The following is a 17,631-nucleotide window of genomic DNA, read 5'->3' as shown; positions in this document are numbered from 1 at the left end:
AAATATTGTCGTATCTATAAACAAAGGAGACTCAAACCTTGTCGAATCCAGTATACGGGAAACAAAGGAAGACGTCGAGCGAAGTCAGAACTAGCTCAACTTCGCCTCTACTATGGACCCTCACCATAGGACTTATCTTATTTCTACTCTGGTCCTCTTTCCAAGTTGCATTATTTAACGGACAATTGCTCCAATTTGAAGGACCCATTTACTGGGCAGTTACCATTACAGCCCTCCTATTCATTATTTGGGTTGCTGTTTACTTCAAACAGATTAAGTTAGAGACTCACCAAGACTGGCTAAAGATCGTGGTTATATTACTGCCACTTACCTACGTTCTATCACTTTTAAGTGCAGTTTCTGATTATTTGTCAGTCAACATGATCCTCATTCAATGTATTTATGCCATGATCTTTGTGATGACTATGTACCTGCTCAAAAACAACAAAATCAATCATATCATACAATCTTCCTTAATAGGAATTGCATATGTAATTGTCGGATTTGGTTTGTTAAACTGGCTTGGGGCCTCCAATTTGGCAGGTAAGCTAGTTGGATGGTTCTCTTCAGGTGTTGTTAACGGGATATATAATCAAACGATTTGGAACGACGCCAATGGTCCACGACTTGCTTCGGTGTTTCAATACCCTAATACATACGCAGCATTCCTGATGGCATTTTTATTTATTGCTATTTTCAGCATGATCCGCTCCAAAAAAGTGTACACACAGCTACTGCATGGATTCATGCTTGTACCTATCTTGCTGTCCCTGTTACTTACACTGTCGCGGACAGGACTTGTAATGATGCCAATTGTGTTCGTTATTATCCTATTGTTGCTTAAACCAGCAAAACAAATCTTATGGTTCATGTATCTTGCCATTTCGGGAATAGGAACAATAGCGATCTTGAATCCGGTCAATACTGCTGGACTTGAATTGCAACAAAAGTTCAATGCTGGACTTGCAGCAAAAGGTTGGATCTACCTGATTGCAGCATCCATAGTTGTCGCAATCATCATCTGGGCTATTCAACGTTGGTTCGCTCCCAAGCTGGAAACAAAGCTTCAACCCTGGGGTCAACGCAAAGGTGCAAGCCTCTGGATCCCGCTTGGTTCCGCGCTGCTCGCCATTATAGCAGCAGTGCTGCTGTTAGCTACCAGTGTTCGCAACATTTTGCCTGATAGCATCAGTACGCGTCTGGAAAACATCAACTTCCAGCAACACAGTGTTCTGGAAAGACTCACTTTCTACAAAGATGCAGCCAAGGTCATTGCAGATTACCCACTGATCGGTGCTGGTGGTGGGGCTTGGACTGCGCTATACGAGAAGTATCAGAACAATCCATATGTTAGCGCACAGGCGCATAACTTCTTCATGCAGTACTTAGTTGAAGTCGGAATTATTGGATTTATCATTTTCATGTCATTTATTCTGTATATCTTCTATAAATATGTTCGCAGCTACTGGCGAAGAGACGAAAACGAAAGAGAGTCACATTTTGTATTTTTCATTTTGTCCATGACTATTCTGGTATTGAGTCTTCTCGATTTCAATATGAGTTACGTCTTCATCGGCATGCTGGTGTTTATCGGGTTTGGAGGCATGGCTGCAGCGATTGACCCACGGCCAGTTCAGCGTTTCAAAGTAAGCTCATCTGCCGCCCGTGGAATCTATATCTCAATTGCCGGAGTATCGATCATTGTACTGTTGATTGTATCCGTGCGCTTTTTGCAAGCAAATCATTATGCGTATGCAGCGAAGGAAGTTGCAGAAATCAGCCAATCTTTTGAGGAAATCAAAGCTCCACTGGATAAGGACCTTGCCATTCGCAGTGCACATTCTGATTCCCTGCTGACGCTTTCTTCTCTATACCAACAAGGTTTTCAACAAACACAAGATGATCAGTTCTACAATGCTGGCGTAGATCTGCTTCGAAAAGGGCTAAAGGCAGAACCATACAACAAAGGTATGGTTAAACAGTTGATCCAACTCTATGAACTTAAAGGTGATAATGAACAAGCCTATACTCTTCAAAAAGAATATGCCAACAACTATATCTGGGATATGGAGTGGTATGAAAAGCTAATTAGCCGTTCGTTCGATCTAGGATATCAGGCACTCGGACAAGGTGATACAGCTAAGAAGGAATCTTACTTCACTTCAGGTCTGGAAGCCTTTCAGCATGTTGTTGATGGAGTAGAGCATCTAAAGACCCTCCCTGAAGGACAACTTCAAGGACAGCCGTTCGAGCTGACTCCAACAATGATTCTGAACGCGGGGAAAATAAAATATATGTTAAATGATTCAGCTGGAGCTGCTACTATTCTTAAGGGTGGGATTGCAGACGATCTTAACGATGCTACCAACCGTGAAATTGCTCGTTGGTACCTTGCGGCCCTAACTAAAGATGGGCAACAAGATCAAGCTATATATGATAAGCTTATCGCTGTCGCACCAAACGAAGCAGACGAGATTAAACAGATAGCAGAACTGAATTTCTAATAAAATGCACTACTAGTCCTCTATAACTCCATACAAAAAAGGTTTGCCCTCTTCAAAGGGCAAACCTTTTTTGTGATCTTATTCATTAGAAATAAATTAGTTAGACGCCACTATCTTCTTCAGGTACGCCAACAAATCCTCCCGCAAATCCGGGCGCTGCAATGCGTAGTGAATCGACGTTTCAATAAAGCCCAACTTCTCACCAACATCATGACGCAGTCCATCAAAATGATATGCGATAATCTGCCGCTGTTCATTCAATCGGGACAAGGCATCCGTGAGCTGAATTTCGCCCCCAACGCCAGCAGATTGCTGACCTAGTATTTCGAAAATATCCGGTGTAAGAATGTAACGCCCCATAATAGCCAGGTTGGAGGGAGAGTCTTCGGTCTTTGGTTTCTCAATTAAACGACGTGCACGAAAGACGCGATCATCCGTAGGGGTCAGCAACTCTCCGTCCACAATTCCGTAGCGGGATACCTCGCTCCAATCAACTGGCTGTACACCAACAATCGGAGATTGCAGTTCATCATAGACATCGATCATCTGCTTCAGGCAGGGATGTTCCGCTTCTACAATATCGTCCCCTAACAGGACGGCAAAAGGCTCGTTGCCGATAAACTTGCGGGCACACCAGATGGCGTGACCAAGTCCCTTCGGTTCCTTTTGACGGATATAATGGATATCTGCCATCTCGGAGGGTTTGCGTACTTCGTTAAGCAAGTCCCACTTCTGTTTGTCCGCCAGATTCTGCTCCAGCTCAAAAGAATAATCGAAGTGATCTTCAATGGCCCGCTTCCCTTTACCTGTCACAATAATGATATCTTCAATGCCTGAAGCTACGGCTTCTTCAATAATGTACTGGATCGTTGGCTTGTCCACGATGGGCAGCATTTCCTTAGGCATCGCCTTGGTGGCAGGCAAAAACCGGGTACCCAGCCCTGCAGCTGGAATAATCGCTTTGCGAATACGCATACGAACCCACTCCTTTTGCTAGAAACATATTTTCATATATTTAATGATTCTTATTGCTACGATGCTTGGACTCCATTATACCATCAACAATTCGCGGATATCCTGTTCGGATAAGGTCGTCGACCCGCCATCTCCCGGTTCGATCACTTCGGCAATCAAATCCTTCTTCCGCTGCTGGAGTTCCAAAATCTTCTCTTCGATCGTACCTTCGGTAACTAAGCGGATGACTTGCACCACTTGTTTCTGTCCCATACGATGGGCACGGCCAATCGCCTGTTCTTCCACCGCGGGATTCCACCATAGATCATATAATATAACGGTATCTGCCCCCGTTAAATTTAGTCCGGTCCCGCCAGCTTTCAGGGAGATTAAGAACAGTTCAGCTTCACCTTCGTTAAATCTGTGGCACATCTCGACCCGGCTCTGTGCAGGGGTCTGACCATCGAGGTAAAACAGGTTTCTTCCCTTTGCCGCAAGGGTCTGACGAATCAGGTTCAACATGCTCGCAAATTGGGAGAAGATGAGAATTCGTTTGCCTGCAGCCAAACAATCCTCGACCGTTTCAAGCAACTGTTCCATTTTCCCGGAATCGCCTTGATATCCTTCGACAAAGAGGGCCGGATGACAACACAACTGACGCAAACGGGTGATGCCAGCCAGAATTTTGATACGGTTCTTCTGGAATCCGTTATCCTCCATGTCCTTCGATGCTTCATCCTGAAGCTGGGAAAGGTATGCGGCGTACAGTTTCTTCTGTTCAACCGTAAGCTCTGACCGCTGTACCGTTTCAATTCGATCAGGCAATTCTTCCAGCACATCCTTCTTCAGGCGGCGCAGAATAAACGGACGTACCATCCGCGAGATCCGTTCCGGAGAAAGGTCACGGAATCTTCTGTAACTTGGAAACAGCCCTGGGAATACGGCTTCAAAAATGGACCACAATTCATCCAGCGAGTTCTCTACAGGCGTTCCTGTGAGTGCAAAACGACGCGGGGCCTGAATTTGTTTCACTGCCTGCGCGGTCTGGGAGGAAGCATTTTTGATTGCCTGAGCTTCATCCAGAATGAGCGTATGGAAGGTTCGGCCCAGGTAGGTGTCCAAATCCCGGCGTAACAGAGGATACGACGTCACAATTACATCTGCCTCATCCATACCTGAAAGCATATTGGCTCGCTCTTCTTTCTGACCTGCGGCGATCAGGACGTTCAGATGCGGGGCGAACCGTGCAAACTCATTAGCCCAGTTGTAGGTCAGCGAAGCAGGGGCCACGACAAGTACCGGAGGATGAATGACCTTCGTTCGGACCGTCAATCCATCCTGCTGCATCGTGGACCATGAACCATCCCTATTCTCTGAAGCCATCTTATCCAATGGGAGTCCAGTTTCGGGATCGATGCCAGCAGTCACCAACGTTTCACCGCCCCATAATGATCCGCTCTCCCGATACTTATCATCACCCGTATGGTCAATGTTGTGCTCAGGCTTCTCCTGAAGTACTGCTGTGATATAGGCGATGCTTTGCAACGTTTTGCCAAGTCCCATATCATCCGCCAGAATGCCGCCAAAACGATAATAAGCAAGGGTACGCAGCCACTGGTATCCGCTGTTCTGATAATCCCGCAGGATGGGGGTCAATGCTTTTGGTAATGCAAAATCCATCCGTTCAGGATCTCGGAGATCGTCGAGGAAACGTTTCAGAGAACCTCCCCACTTCACATGACCGGAGACTTCATCCCTGCCCGGCAATTGTAACGCCCGAACAGCTGGCAGCCGGATATGGCTGCTCTTGATGTCATCTGCTCCCAGTCCCAGTGAATCGGCCATATGAGCGAAACTGTCTGCACCTTCATTTTCAAGCGAGAGAAAGACTCCGCTCTTGAGACGGAAATATGGTTTCTTTTCCACAATGCGGCGCATGAGTTCCTGAAGTTCCTGTTCGTCCACACCTTCCATCTCGAAAGAAATCTCCAGCCAGTCCAATCCTCTTCCCAAATCTGCTCGTACTTTCGGCGGTGTTGGATAGGATTGCACCATCGCCTTCACGGCGTTTGGCATATAAATATCTACCTGTTTCTCAAGCTCAGGCAACAGATGATACATGACATCATAGATGGCATCTTCGCGTTCGCTCGCCCAGACACTACCATCCCTTTCGAGAAAGGATCGATCAAGCCGTTCAATCAAGTTTCGCTCTTTATATCGATCACGCACCAAAATAACCTTTTTCTCTTCTTCATCTATCAAATACTCTGCAAGCGGATTAATAACCATGACCTCATAGTCGAATTCCAGACGTGCTGTAATACGCTCACGATAGAAGTCGATGTACAACTTGGGTGAAAGTTCCGGTTCCGCGATCTGCTCACGCACCTGTGAATCAATAGACAGATGGCCGAGCGTACGCAATTCTGGCACGACATGCTGTACAAACTCATCCACCTGCTGGGTCGAAATATCAATGCTTTCCTTGATCCCATACGATGTGAGCGCCCCACTCAAGTCCTCCAGACTTCGCATCTGCATCGGCTCCAACATGTGCAACTGCCCTTCCACCACAGCGGCATCATAAGCAGGAAGAAGAATCAGCTCACGCAGTCCCGAAATTTCAAGCTGATATCCTTCATTCGCTCCCTGGGCAATCCGGTAAAATAAAGGAAGTACCCCCTCACCCAGTGTGAGTGGTCCATTGGCGAATCCCGTGCCCTCCATCCGGCTGTCAGCCTGTAGCAGCAATTCCAGCAATGGCTTCCATACGAGCGGAGCAATCAATATATCCCGTCCATCCGAAGCTCCCAGATAACCGGAGATGGATTGGCGATAGGCCTCCTCACTCTGTCTCATTCGAATAAGCATCGAGAGAATCGCCTGATCCTGCGGAGTGAAAACATGCATCAATGGATCATAGTGGAACAGCTTGGTAAATGACATTGGTTCGCCCTTCTCGATGCAGTTCAGGAATTGCTTTACTTTCTGCACCACATACAGACGTTTGTTACCCACTTTCAATTCAAGAGCAAGTTTCCCACCACCCTTGTGAACCTGTGTCAGCTTGCAAATAAACTGGACCTGCAATTCTTCCCGCAGGGAGGAACGGCTGACAGGGGCAGTGTATTTACGATCATTTCCATGTAGCGGTCTCCGATCCTTGGCAAACATGGACAGAATCTGATCCGCCGTACGGTAAGAAGGTTTATCTGCCGAGCGACCCCACCCCGAAGCTGAGCTTGGACGACCTGCTTGGGCAAAGTGAACAGGCGGACGCTCTGGAGCATCATTCAGTTGCTCTCGTTGTGAAGCAGACTGTGGTCGCTCCCACATGCTCTCTTCGACTAGCGTCCCAACTCTGGACTTGGAACCTGTGCTGGAACTGGTATTGACTCCTTGGCTTGTAGAAGACTGAGAAGTCTTCCCGGAATCACGTGTGGCATTACGCTCCTGCTGCTCACCCCATTCGTGAATAGCCAAGAGGACGGCAGCCACATGTTTGCAATAGTCATAATGTCTGCCGTCACCCGGACAACTGCAGCCTGCCACAATCTCTCCCGCTCCATCCACATCCACCGTCACCTGGTAGCGTTCCGTTCCACGTACCTGTGCTTCATAATGAAGCTGATCCTCACTGACCACCAGATTAGTCACCCGGCCAGACTGGTTATAATCTTCTCCACGCTTGAATGCCGTGACTCCGCACAGCAATTTGATATCCATGATTGTGAATGGCGTCACGCTTCTTCGCCTCCTGTGCCATGATGTAAAAAAACCCCAAGAGCTCCTTAAAGCAGAGTTTGGGGTTGCTGTTTATTTCACCAATTGACCACGTGTAACGCCCAGTTGGTTCGTTGCCTTTAGAGTTTTCCACACTTGTGTACCACTGATCTCGCCGCGCAGTGCACGGTTGTACAGATCAATTACTTCGCGTACCTGCTCCGGTGTCTCTTCCAGGAATTCCACACGGTAACGGGATACACCCAGATCCATAAAGTTGGTCAGATACTCGGCACCCGACTGCTCCACTGCGTTGTATACCGTATTACGACAGCCTTCATCCACACGTACCGGGTGGGACATGCCGATCCGGTCTTGCAGGGATGCACGCTGTTCCTCACAAGGACGGCCACAGTTCGTGAAATCCGTTCCTTCACTCATAAACGTACAATACACACAGTGCTCGGTGTGGAACATCGGCAGATGCTGATGGATAACCACTTCAGTCTGACTTGTACGGGAGTGACCCAGCAAATCAACCATTTGTTGAATGTTCAGGTCATAGGATGGGGTAATCCAGTCACATCCGGCTTCCAGGAACAATTCTACTGCTTTGTGATTGGCGATGTTCAATGAGAAGTCGCCGATCAGTTCCGGGTGCTTCGCATCCGGGTTTTCCATCCGGTGGCGAAGGTAGAAGTACAGTGCGCCTGTATTACGCACCAATACCGCATCCGGCTTCAGACGCAGGATGTTATTATGATATCCGTTCTCCCCAGGCATGTGAATACGCGGTGTTGCCAGCGCGATCTTGCGACCAGCGGCATGTACAGCTTCCACGGCTGCTGGGAACTGCTTGATAAACTCGAAGTCGGCATAGATCATGCCGATCCCCGCTTCAATCGCTGCCTCCACTTGTGGCAGGCTGCGACAGAGCGCGGTCAGCTCTGCTTGACCGCGAGCGACTGGCGATGCCGGTTTAACCGAATCGCCGTATACATCTACCGCCCGTTTCACATATACGGGTGGTTTAGGACGTTCGCCCGCGAGTTGTTCTACTGCCTGACGGCGAATGTTATTCAACTCGCGCATCGGGATGATGACGTCACCGTGCAGATTGACGTCCATTCCTTCCAACTGGAACACGGTGCCTCCCAGACGTCCGAACTGCTCTTCGAGCAATTCATGTGTCATTGGACGCTTCTGGGCGATGTCCAGTTCCATCTCGGAATCAATACGGACGGTCGTGCCTTTCTGCACGTCTGTCCACCACGTGCTGAGCGGTTGCCCCGGGCTGCCGATAACTTTTACTTTTACCGGGAATACGCGGTAAGGCTTCTCGGTCTCGAAGCTTTGACGCAGACGTTTGTCCAACGCCGGGTCATTTGTTTTCCAGACTTTGTCGCCAACTTTCACGCGGCGCAGATCCACGTCACTGCGGCCTGGCACAACGTCAACGATCCAGCCCTCTTCGGCTTCGCCTTCGAGTTTTACGCCTTTGCGACGTACATCGTATACCCGTCCGCCTTCTTCCTTCTGAGTCGGGTCTCCAGCGTCAAATACAATCCCGTCTCCACGTTTCACAGGTGCATCCAGCTTCAGGACCACACCATCACGCAACACTTGATCTACACGACCAAGATAGACACCACGGCTTTTCGGGAATGTTCCATCCACCAATTCTTTGTTGTTTGTACCACTGAGGAAACCATGCGTGAATCCACGGGAGAAGCTTTGCTGCAATTCGCGAACTTCTTCCTTGCTTGGCGGTGTGTTATCTCCATCAAAATAACGGTCAATCGCTTTACGATATTTGCTTACTACGTTTGCTACGTATTCTGGCGTTTTGAGACGTCCTTCAATTTTGAAAGAAGTTACTCCTGCTTCGATCAGTTCCGGCATCAGATCAATCGCTGCCAGATCCTTCGGAGACAACAGATAAGCTACATCACCCATCGGTTTGTGCACCCCATCCACCATCAGATCGTATGGAAGACGACAAGCTTGTGCGCACTCCCCGCGGTTCGCGGAACGCCCTCCCCACATTTCGGAAGTCAGACATTGCCCCGAGTAGGATACACACAGCGCACCATGAACGAATACTTCCATTGGAAGCTTCGCCTGTTCACCGATCTTTTGGATCTGCTTCAAGTTGTTCTCCCGTCCCAGAACGACACGTTCCATATCAAACGGCTTCGTAAACTCAACCGCTTCCGGTGACGTAATCGTCATCTGTGTTGAACCGTGAATCGGGAAATCCGGTGAGATCTCGCGGATCATCTTCACCAAACCCAAATCTTGAACAATTACAGCGTCCACACCTGCATCGACACAAGCGTCAATCAGTTCTTTTGCATCCGTCAATTCATTTTCAAAAATCAATATATTAAAGGTCAAAAAACCTTTTACGCCATAGCTGTGCAAAAACGCCATAATCTCCGGCAGCTCGTCCATGCGGAAGTTGTTCGCCCGTGCTCGTGCATTAAACTTTTCGACTCCGAAGAAAATTGCATCTGCGCCATTGGCTACCGCCGAACGCATACAATCCCAGTCACCAGCGGGTGCCAGAAGTTCAACGTCTTCTCTTCGTATTGTTGCTGTTTTCATGTAGATCCTCCCCATAACCGGCTATCCGCCGGATTTCATCCCTATATCCTTAAACGCCTGAACATACCAAGCCTAAGACTGCACCTTATCGGGTACACCTGCATTGTCACGGTATTACAATATCTATCTATTATGTCTGTATTGCCTGAACTCCAAGCTTACAGTCATTCATATTCATCAGATCAGCAGTCATAACTCCTGAACTAGTATAGTGTACCACTTCTGCACCGACTCTTCTACGTTTTCCTGAAAAAACCGTTTACCATTTTCATTTCCAGCACAACGAAAAAACCGAAAGGTCTTTTGACCCTCCGGCATCTATCACTTTCATTTAATAAAAGTAAATGAGTTCACTGCTTTTTCCAAGGCTGCCGCCTGAACTTCTGTCTTGTTGGCATCATTCAGCCCACTTGTAATCGTATAGGTTGTTCCGTCCTTTTCAAACACGATCTGGCGACCCGCATATGGCACGCCTTTGTCCAGTTCATGATACGTAAATGAAAATGCAGGCACACCCGCAAACGTTAGCTCCTCACTGCCAAGCAACTTGAAGTTCTTACGAGTTTTGGTGGCTTCTGCATAAGCTTCTCTAAGTTGGCTGACCGTCATCTCGATTGACTTGTCTTCGCTCGCCGCAATGGAGAATTCTCCCCCAGTGAAGGTGTACACCACAGGTGAATATTCGAATCGATCACTGTAGGGTGTCCAGTAACGCGGAATATCTACACTGTATTTATAACGTTTGGACGTACGTGTAAGTGTCTTCGTTTTGTCTGTCAAATAAGGATCTTCATCCAGCTGACCGAAATTATCGGCAACCGTATCAAAATCAATCTCCACACTCTTCATAATCCGTTCAAACCATGCCCGATCTGCACTTTGCTCCTCAGGGAACGTATACTCTGCATAATATCGATACCCATTCTTCTGCAAAAGAACATCAAACTCGGTCTGCCAGCCCCCGCCAAAGTTATAACGGAATTCATTCACCTCGGCAGTCTCTCCCGAGATATCCATCGTATATGAACCAATTGGCTCGTAACTCTCTGGTGTAAATGTCTCGCGCATCCACTTATCCAGTTGGCCGCTCCAGTCTTTTACCGTTGTACCTGCCTTCGCCGAAGTGACACGCCATTGCAGATACGCACCATCCTTGGATTCATAGATCATCTGATTGTTATCCATCGACCAGCCGGCAGGAATCTTCAACTCAATACCATAATCATCGTTCCAAGCGGAGCGCATGCCATTATCTACGGTGGATAGATCCTTGATCGTTCGATCCGATTCCGCATAGGTTGGCTGGAATGAATTGAGTAGCGCTGCACGTTTGCCCAGATCTTTATAGTTCAAGGCTTCGTAATCCGCGAGATACACATCATATTGACGACCTTCGCTCAGATACTGACGCATCTCCCATAACATGCCGTCTACATCCTTCACGATAATCCGTGCATAAGGCGTTTTGCCTTTCGACACCGCTTCACGATCCAGCACCGTATCTCCCGATTGTTTGGCTTCCTGGACGAGTTGCTGCAACAAATCATCCGCATCCAGAGCCACATCCTGATCGCTGACATACACTTCAAGATAATAACTGTTGTCCGCAGCGCCGAAAGTTATCATGCGCTCCTGCTCACCGGTCTGGAAAACCATAAGGTCTGCCGGGTAGTTAATGGACCAACCGTAAAAACTGTTGCCAATTCTGGTTTTGCCTTCATCCGGATGAATACCATCCTCATCATCCACCGAATCATCGGTTTGCAACAGACGAATGACCATTTCTCCGGAACTGGTTGGAGCTAGCGTCGCTCCGATACCGGCAGCAACCGCACGAAGTGGAACCATAAGTACGCCATTCACCATCTTGGGGGCGGCACCCATTTCATGTTTTACACCATCCACCCAAGCAATCGAACTGCCAATCGTTAGGGTAACCGTGTGTGAACCTTCCTTGATTTTGACAACATCATTTTTCTCCAGCCGGATTTCACTGCCAAATGCTTTCTTGAACACTCCAACAGGCACCATCGTAACACCCTTGAACTTGTAAGGTTTGGCTATGGCCTGCTTATCGCCGTTAATGTAGGCGCTCGTGCTCCCTGCTTTGACTCGTAGTTCACTTGTCGTCAGATCAGATGCCCATACAGGTAATGCCGCGCCAATGGTCAGCATCCCGGTTAATACACCTGTGCTTAGCACACGTATCCATGACTTTTTCATTCCGTTCTTTCGTCCTCTCTCCATCCAGGCTGATCGCCGGGCTTTATTGTTCTTCATCTGCAAGGAACGCTTCATCTTCCTCGTCTACGATGTCTGCGCGATCAGCAAGCACCAACGTGCGGGTGACGATATCGCCATCCGTTTGCATCAACAGCTTTACCTTTTGTCCAGGCAGATACTTTTTGAGCAACTCATTGATATCCACCACTGAAGAGACACGTGTGCCCGCGACACTGTAAAGGACATCACCCTCTTTGATTTTGGCTTTCTTGGCTTCAGGAGACAGTACGCCCGTAATCGTTAAGGGATCATCTGTAGGCAGGCCCACAATCGCAGACCAGCTTTCTTCCAACTGTAGTCCCAGACTTGCACGTTTTATTTTGCCATATTTAAAAAACTGATCGATGATATATTGAACGGTATCCACTGGAATCGAAAACCCCAAACTTTCTACGCCGACCGCAGAAAATTTCATGGAATTGATACCAACCACTTCACCCTTCAGGTTGACCAGCGGTCCTCCGCTATTTCCTGGGTTAATCGCCGTGTCGGTCTGAATCAACCGGTAGGTCGCCTCAACACCACGATTCAAGCCGCTAATTACCCCTACGGTTGCCGAGTTGCGCAAAGAAAAGGAAATCGGCGTACCCAAGGCGATCACCGTTTCTCCAACAGTAGTTTGTGAAGCTTTGGCGAAGCTCGCCGGTTTGAGTGATTTGGCATTGATTTTGATTAGCGCCAGATCACTTAGTGCATCGCTGTATGTTTTCGTAATTTTGTATGTATTGCCATCCGTTGTAACGACCACCGGGTTTATTAATCCATCCACCACGTGAGCATTTGTTACGATCCATCCATTGGACCGGATAATGACACCTGTACCATGTGCAAGATTATAGCGGTCGTCTGATGTTGTACCGTCCTGCACTTCGGTAGATTTCCCAATAATGCCTACAACCGAAGGAGATACCTTTTCGATCACTTTGGGAATGGCTTCACTTCCCTTGTACGTGTACGTTCCCGATTTGGCATCATATTGTCCACTTCCACCAACTGCCTTGAGCAGATCCTGGGTGTTCACATAGACTTGACCGTCTACCACTTTCGCTTGCATCGCCGCTTTGGATTCAGCTGCACCGGCCGTTGCCGCTACACTAATCGAGAGTACAGCAGCCATCAGTATGGCTATCCCCTTTTTACCCAACACGCTCATATTCTCACCTGACCCTCTCTATACATCCTTCTTGCGCGACTCGACATCGGATTCATCGCTGAATCTATTCTCTCTTTCTCTCATCTGCAATTCCGGTATCCCTCAATGTATCATACAGAATCTGGATATACAATTGTTTTAAGTCCTATTTTAGTAGAGAAGGTAGAATCTTGTTCAATCGTTTCAGTATAAATGAAAAAAACACCCTCCATGTCTCTCTGGAGAGTGTTCGTCTGTACCTCTTTTGGCTTAAATTCCATTCACTTCAGTGGCATTCCTACTGAGCAAACCAACCCGTTATCATCGCATAGTCTGTCATCAGAAATACCAGTAGGCTGACTACTGCAAATCCGATCGCAAACAGATTCTTCTTCGGTGCCCGAAGAAGCCGAACAACTCCGATGAAAATCAGGATCGTAAATAAGATGACAAAAATATCAAATGCATTAAAATTCGATGTACTCGCCGTGGCAGCTTCTGCAAACAGCATGGATAGACAGACCTCCTTACCATAGTTGAACAGCTAACGCATACCCTAATATCTTCCTCTATGTTATCTGTACCCTGCTTGTAATGCAAGCCCTATCATCCATAAAAATGAAAAAAAGCCAATTTGGCTGAATATTCCTGTAATGCTCGTCATCATGCATATGTAAACACTTTCACGAAATAACCTTAGTCCGACGGAAACACTGTGCATAATTCATAATGAAAAGCCCTTCTTCTCGGAAGCAGAGCACATCAGATCGTAATCCAACGTCTCAACCTTTTCGAAAAGAAGGGCCACTACTGCCACTTCATATTGATATAACTACTGGTTAGAGGACCTTAGTCTACTAATTGTAGTGCCTTGCTCCGCTCGGTATCCCGCTCCAGAACCGGCTTCAAGTACTTGCCGGTATAGGAAGCTTCCACTTTGATGATATCCTCAGGTGTTCCAGTTGCAACAATGGTTCCTCCACCGCTACCACCTTCCGGACCCAGGTCAACAACATAGTCTGCCGTTTTGATCACATCCAGGTTATGCTCAATCACCAACACCGATTCCCCGGAATCAACCAGACGGTGCAATACGTTCAGCAAACGGTCGATATCATCGACATGCAAACCCGTAGTCGGCTCATCGAGGATGTAGATGGTTTTCCCCGTACTGCGGCGATACAGCTCGGAAGCAAGCTTCACACGCTGGGCTTCACCACCAGACAATGTGGTTGCAGGTTGTCCCAGATTGATATAACCCAGACCCACATCCATCAGTGTCTGCATTTTACGATGGATCTTCGGAATGTTCTCGAAAAATTGGGTTGCATCTTCAACCGTCATTTCCAGCACATCGGAAATATTTCTGTTTTTATATTTCACTTCAAGCGTTTCCCGGTTGTATCGTTTGCCTTTGCAGACTTCACAAGGGACATAAACGTCCGGTAAGAAGTGCATCTCGATTTTGATAATGCCGTCTCCACGGCAGGCTTCACAACGTCCACCTTTGATATTAAAGCTGAACCGGCCTTTCTTGTATCCACGTACTTTGGCTTCATTCGTCTGAGCGAACAGATCCCGAATATCATCAAAGACACCGGTGTACGTAGCCGGGTTGGAACGTGGTGTCCGCCCGATCGGCGATTGGTCAATATCGATGACTTTATCGATATGCTCCAGACCACGAATTTCTTTATGCTGACCCGGACGTACCCGTGCACGGTTCAGATCACGTGCCAGTGTTTTGTACAGGATCTCATTGATCAATGTGGATTTACCAGATCCAGATACGCCCGTTACCGCGGTAAATACACCTACAGGAATCTTCACATTCAGATTCTTCAGGTTATTTTCTTTGGCTCCACGTACTTCCAACCAGCGGTCTCCTACACTTCTACGTTCTGTACGAATCGGAATGAATTTGCGACCACTCAGATATTGACCAGTTAATGAGTTCTCATCGTTCATGATCTCTTCCGGCGTACCCTGTGACATGATAGTACCTCCGTGGATACCTGCACCAGGACCAATATCAATAATATAGTCGGCAGCCATCATCGTATCCTCATCATGTTCAACCACGATCAGAGTATTACCAATGTCTCGCATGTGCGCAAGCGTTGAGATCAGTCGGTCATTATCCCGTTGATGCAGACCGATACTCGGCTCATCCAGAATGTAGAGTACACCCATCAGGCTGGAACCAATCTGTGTGGCCAGTCTGATACGCTGCGCTTCTCCACCCGATAATGTTCCGGCAGCACGACTCAGTGTGAGGTAATCCAGACCTACGTTCACCAGGAAGCCAAGACGGCTGTTGATTTCTTTCAAAATCAGTTTGGCAATCGTCTGCTCTTTCTCCGTCAATTCCAATGTATCGAAGAATCGGCCAGCTTCCCCAATGGACAGACTAGTCACATACGCCATGTTGTGATCATTGATCGTAACCGCAAGACTCTCGCGTTTCAGACGCTGACCTTTACATGTACCACAAGGCTTCGCACTCATGTAACCCTCAATAAATTCACGGATACCTTCAGATGCTGTATCACGATAACGACGCTCCAGGTTATTCACGATACCTTCAAAGGTAACCAGTGCTTCCTTCCGTTGTCCAAAATCATTCTCATAGCGGAAACGGATTTTCTCCGTACCTGTACCCTGCAACAACTTGTTCATCTGCTCAGCTGGCAGATCTTCGACAGGTACATTTTGCGGAATGTTGAAGTGCTCACATACTGACTTCAGGAACTGCGGATAATAGGTGGATGTGCCACCTGTCCAGGCATCAAAAGCTCCATCTTCGATGGTCTTAGTCCGATCCGGTACAAGCAGATCAGGGTCAACGATCATTTTGACACCTAACCCATCACAATCCGGGCAAGCGCCGAAGGGACTGTTAAATGAGAACATCCGTGGTGCAAGCTCTTCAATACTGAATCCACACACCGGGCAGGCAAAGTTGGAACTGAATCGCAGCTCTTCTTCACCCATAATGTCCACCAGGAGTTGTCCACCGGACAAATTAAGTGCTGTTTCAATAGAGTCGGCCAGACGCGCCTGTACATCATCCTTAACAACGATCCGGTCAACAACGACTTCAATCGTATGCTTTTTATTTTTCTCCAATTGAATATCTTCTGAGAGGTCACGAAGTTCCCCGTTCACCCGTACACGGACAAAGCCCTGCTTGGACACATCAGCAAACACACTCTTGTGCTCACCCTTACGGCCCGAGATAATGGGTGCCAAAATCTGCAACCGGGTACGCTCTGGATATTGCATAATGCGGTCAACCATTTGTTCTACGGTCTGGGAACTGATCTCTACGCCGTGGTCTGGACAATGTGGATGACCCACACGTGCAAATAACAGACGCAGATAATCATAGATTTCGGTCACAGTTCCAACCGTGGAACGCGGGTTACGACTTGTTGTTTTCTGATCTATTGAAATGGCAGGAGATAATCCTTCGATGGAATCAACGTCCGGTTTCTCCATCTGTCCCAGAAACTGCCTTGCGTAAGCTGACAATGATTCTACATAACGCCGCTGTCCTTCGGCATAGATCGTGTCAAAAGCCAGCGAGGACTTGCCTGAGCCACTCAGGCCGGTCAATACAACAAAGCGGTCACGCGGGATGGTAATGTCGATATTTTTCAGGTTATGCGCTCGTGCGCCTTTAATGACAATGTTATCGCTCGCCAATAGTATTCATCCTCTCAGTGTGTTAATCCAAACCTTTTAAAGGCTTTTCGATCCCTCCCAAACCCTCCCTTCCAAGGGAGGGCCCCAGAGGGCGCAGCCCTCTGGACACCCGAAACAAGCGGTGAAGCGGTGAGGGGTCGGGTCTTGCTATGTGAAGGGTGGTCGTGTGCCCGCGGTTTCTGATAAGGTTCCAGCCTATTGCCGGAACCTTATCAGACCGCTCTACTGCGAGGGTGCGCTCTCGGCTTCGCCTTGATCGCGACAGGGTCGCCATTGCCTTTAGCTCGGCTCCAAGGTCAAGAGCGGGACGCTCTCGGCTTCGCCTTGATCGCGACAGGTCGCCATTGCCTTTGGCTCGGCTCCAAATTCAACACCAGGGCGCTCTCGGCTCCGCCTTGATCGCGTCAGGTCGCCATTGCCTTTGGCTCGGCTCCAAGGTCAACACCGGGACGCTCTCAGCTTCGCCTTGGTCGCGACAGGTCGCCATTGCCTTTGGCTCGGCTCCGAGGTCAACACCGGAGCGTTCTCGACTCCCAGAGGGACACGACTCCCGATTGCTTTCCTATAAACCTTTTAACCAATTTCAACATTTCTATCAGTATAGACCTGATTTCAAGATTTCAACATCTCTTATTATCGGTAGATATCAACGATTTCCTTACTCAACAAGAGAACGGCCAATTGGCCGTTCTCTTGTTACAGATCCATCTTTATTGG

The 17,631-nt window shown here is 48.0% G+C and carries 8 protein-coding genes; 1 reads left to right on the top strand and 7 read right to left on the bottom strand.

The window, feature by feature from the left end; all coding sequences use genetic code 11:
- The first annotated feature begins 38 nt into the window (after positions 1-38).
- Positions 39-2,504 (top strand): O-antigen ligase family protein, encoded by a 2,466-nt coding sequence (locus tag J2X75_RS24120; RefSeq protein ID WP_310340906.1) that lies wholly within the window; start codon positions 39-41, stop codon positions 2,502-2,504.
- A gap of 96 nt (positions 2,505-2,600) precedes the next feature.
- Here J2X75_RS24120 and galU read toward each other — a convergent pair whose 3' ends face one another.
- The 7 genes from galU to uvrA all read right to left on the bottom strand — a co-directional run bounded on the left by galU (position 2,601) and on the right by uvrA (position 16,914).
- Entirely contained in the window at positions 2,601-3,479 is an 879-nt protein-coding gene (gene galU, locus J2X75_RS24115; protein ID WP_310340904.1) for a UTP--glucose-1-phosphate uridylyltransferase GalU, read from the bottom strand.
- A gap of 75 nt (positions 3,480-3,554) precedes the next feature.
- On the bottom strand, positions 3,555-7,205 hold the full coding sequence (locus J2X75_RS24110) for a DEAD/DEAH box helicase (RefSeq protein ID WP_310340902.1): 3,651 nt from the start codon (positions 7,203-7,205) through the stop codon (positions 3,555-3,557).
- Positions 7,206-7,277: 72 nt separating this feature from the next.
- On the bottom strand, positions 7,278-9,791 hold the full coding sequence (locus J2X75_RS24105) for a U32 family peptidase (protein ID WP_017692029.1): 2,514 nt from the start codon (positions 9,789-9,791) through the stop codon (positions 7,278-7,280).
- A 327-nt stretch (positions 9,792-10,118) separates the two neighbouring features.
- The gene (locus tag J2X75_RS24100; RefSeq protein ID WP_310340900.1) at positions 10,119-12,014 is read right to left on the bottom strand and encodes a stalk domain-containing protein; all 1,896 of its coding nucleotides are present in this window, start codon (positions 12,012-12,014) and stop codon (positions 10,119-10,121) included.
- A gap of 43 nt (positions 12,015-12,057) precedes the next feature.
- Complete coding sequence (locus tag J2X75_RS24095; RefSeq protein ID WP_310340899.1) at positions 12,058-13,227, bottom strand: S1C family serine protease; 1,170 nt, start codon at positions 13,225-13,227, stop codon at positions 12,058-12,060.
- A gap of 277 nt (positions 13,228-13,504) precedes the next feature.
- On the bottom strand, positions 13,505-13,717 hold the full coding sequence (locus tag J2X75_RS24090) for a hypothetical protein (RefSeq protein WP_017692026.1): 213 nt from the start codon (positions 13,715-13,717) through the stop codon (positions 13,505-13,507).
- Positions 13,718-14,055: 338 nt separating this feature from the next.
- The gene (uvrA, locus tag J2X75_RS24085) at positions 14,056-16,914 is read right to left on the bottom strand and encodes an excinuclease ABC subunit UvrA (protein ID WP_091036448.1); all 2,859 of its coding nucleotides are present in this window, start codon (positions 16,912-16,914) and stop codon (positions 14,056-14,058) included.
- Positions 16,915-17,631 lie beyond the last annotated feature (717 nt).

Origin of the sequence: Paenibacillus sp. 2003, assembly GCF_031455635.1 — a bacterium.
Taxonomy (GTDB): domain Bacteria; phylum Bacillota; class Bacilli; order Paenibacillales; family Paenibacillaceae; genus Paenibacillus; species Paenibacillus amylolyticus_B.
Note: the sequence above shows the minus strand (reverse complement) of the source record. Positions and strands in the feature narration are given on the sequence as shown.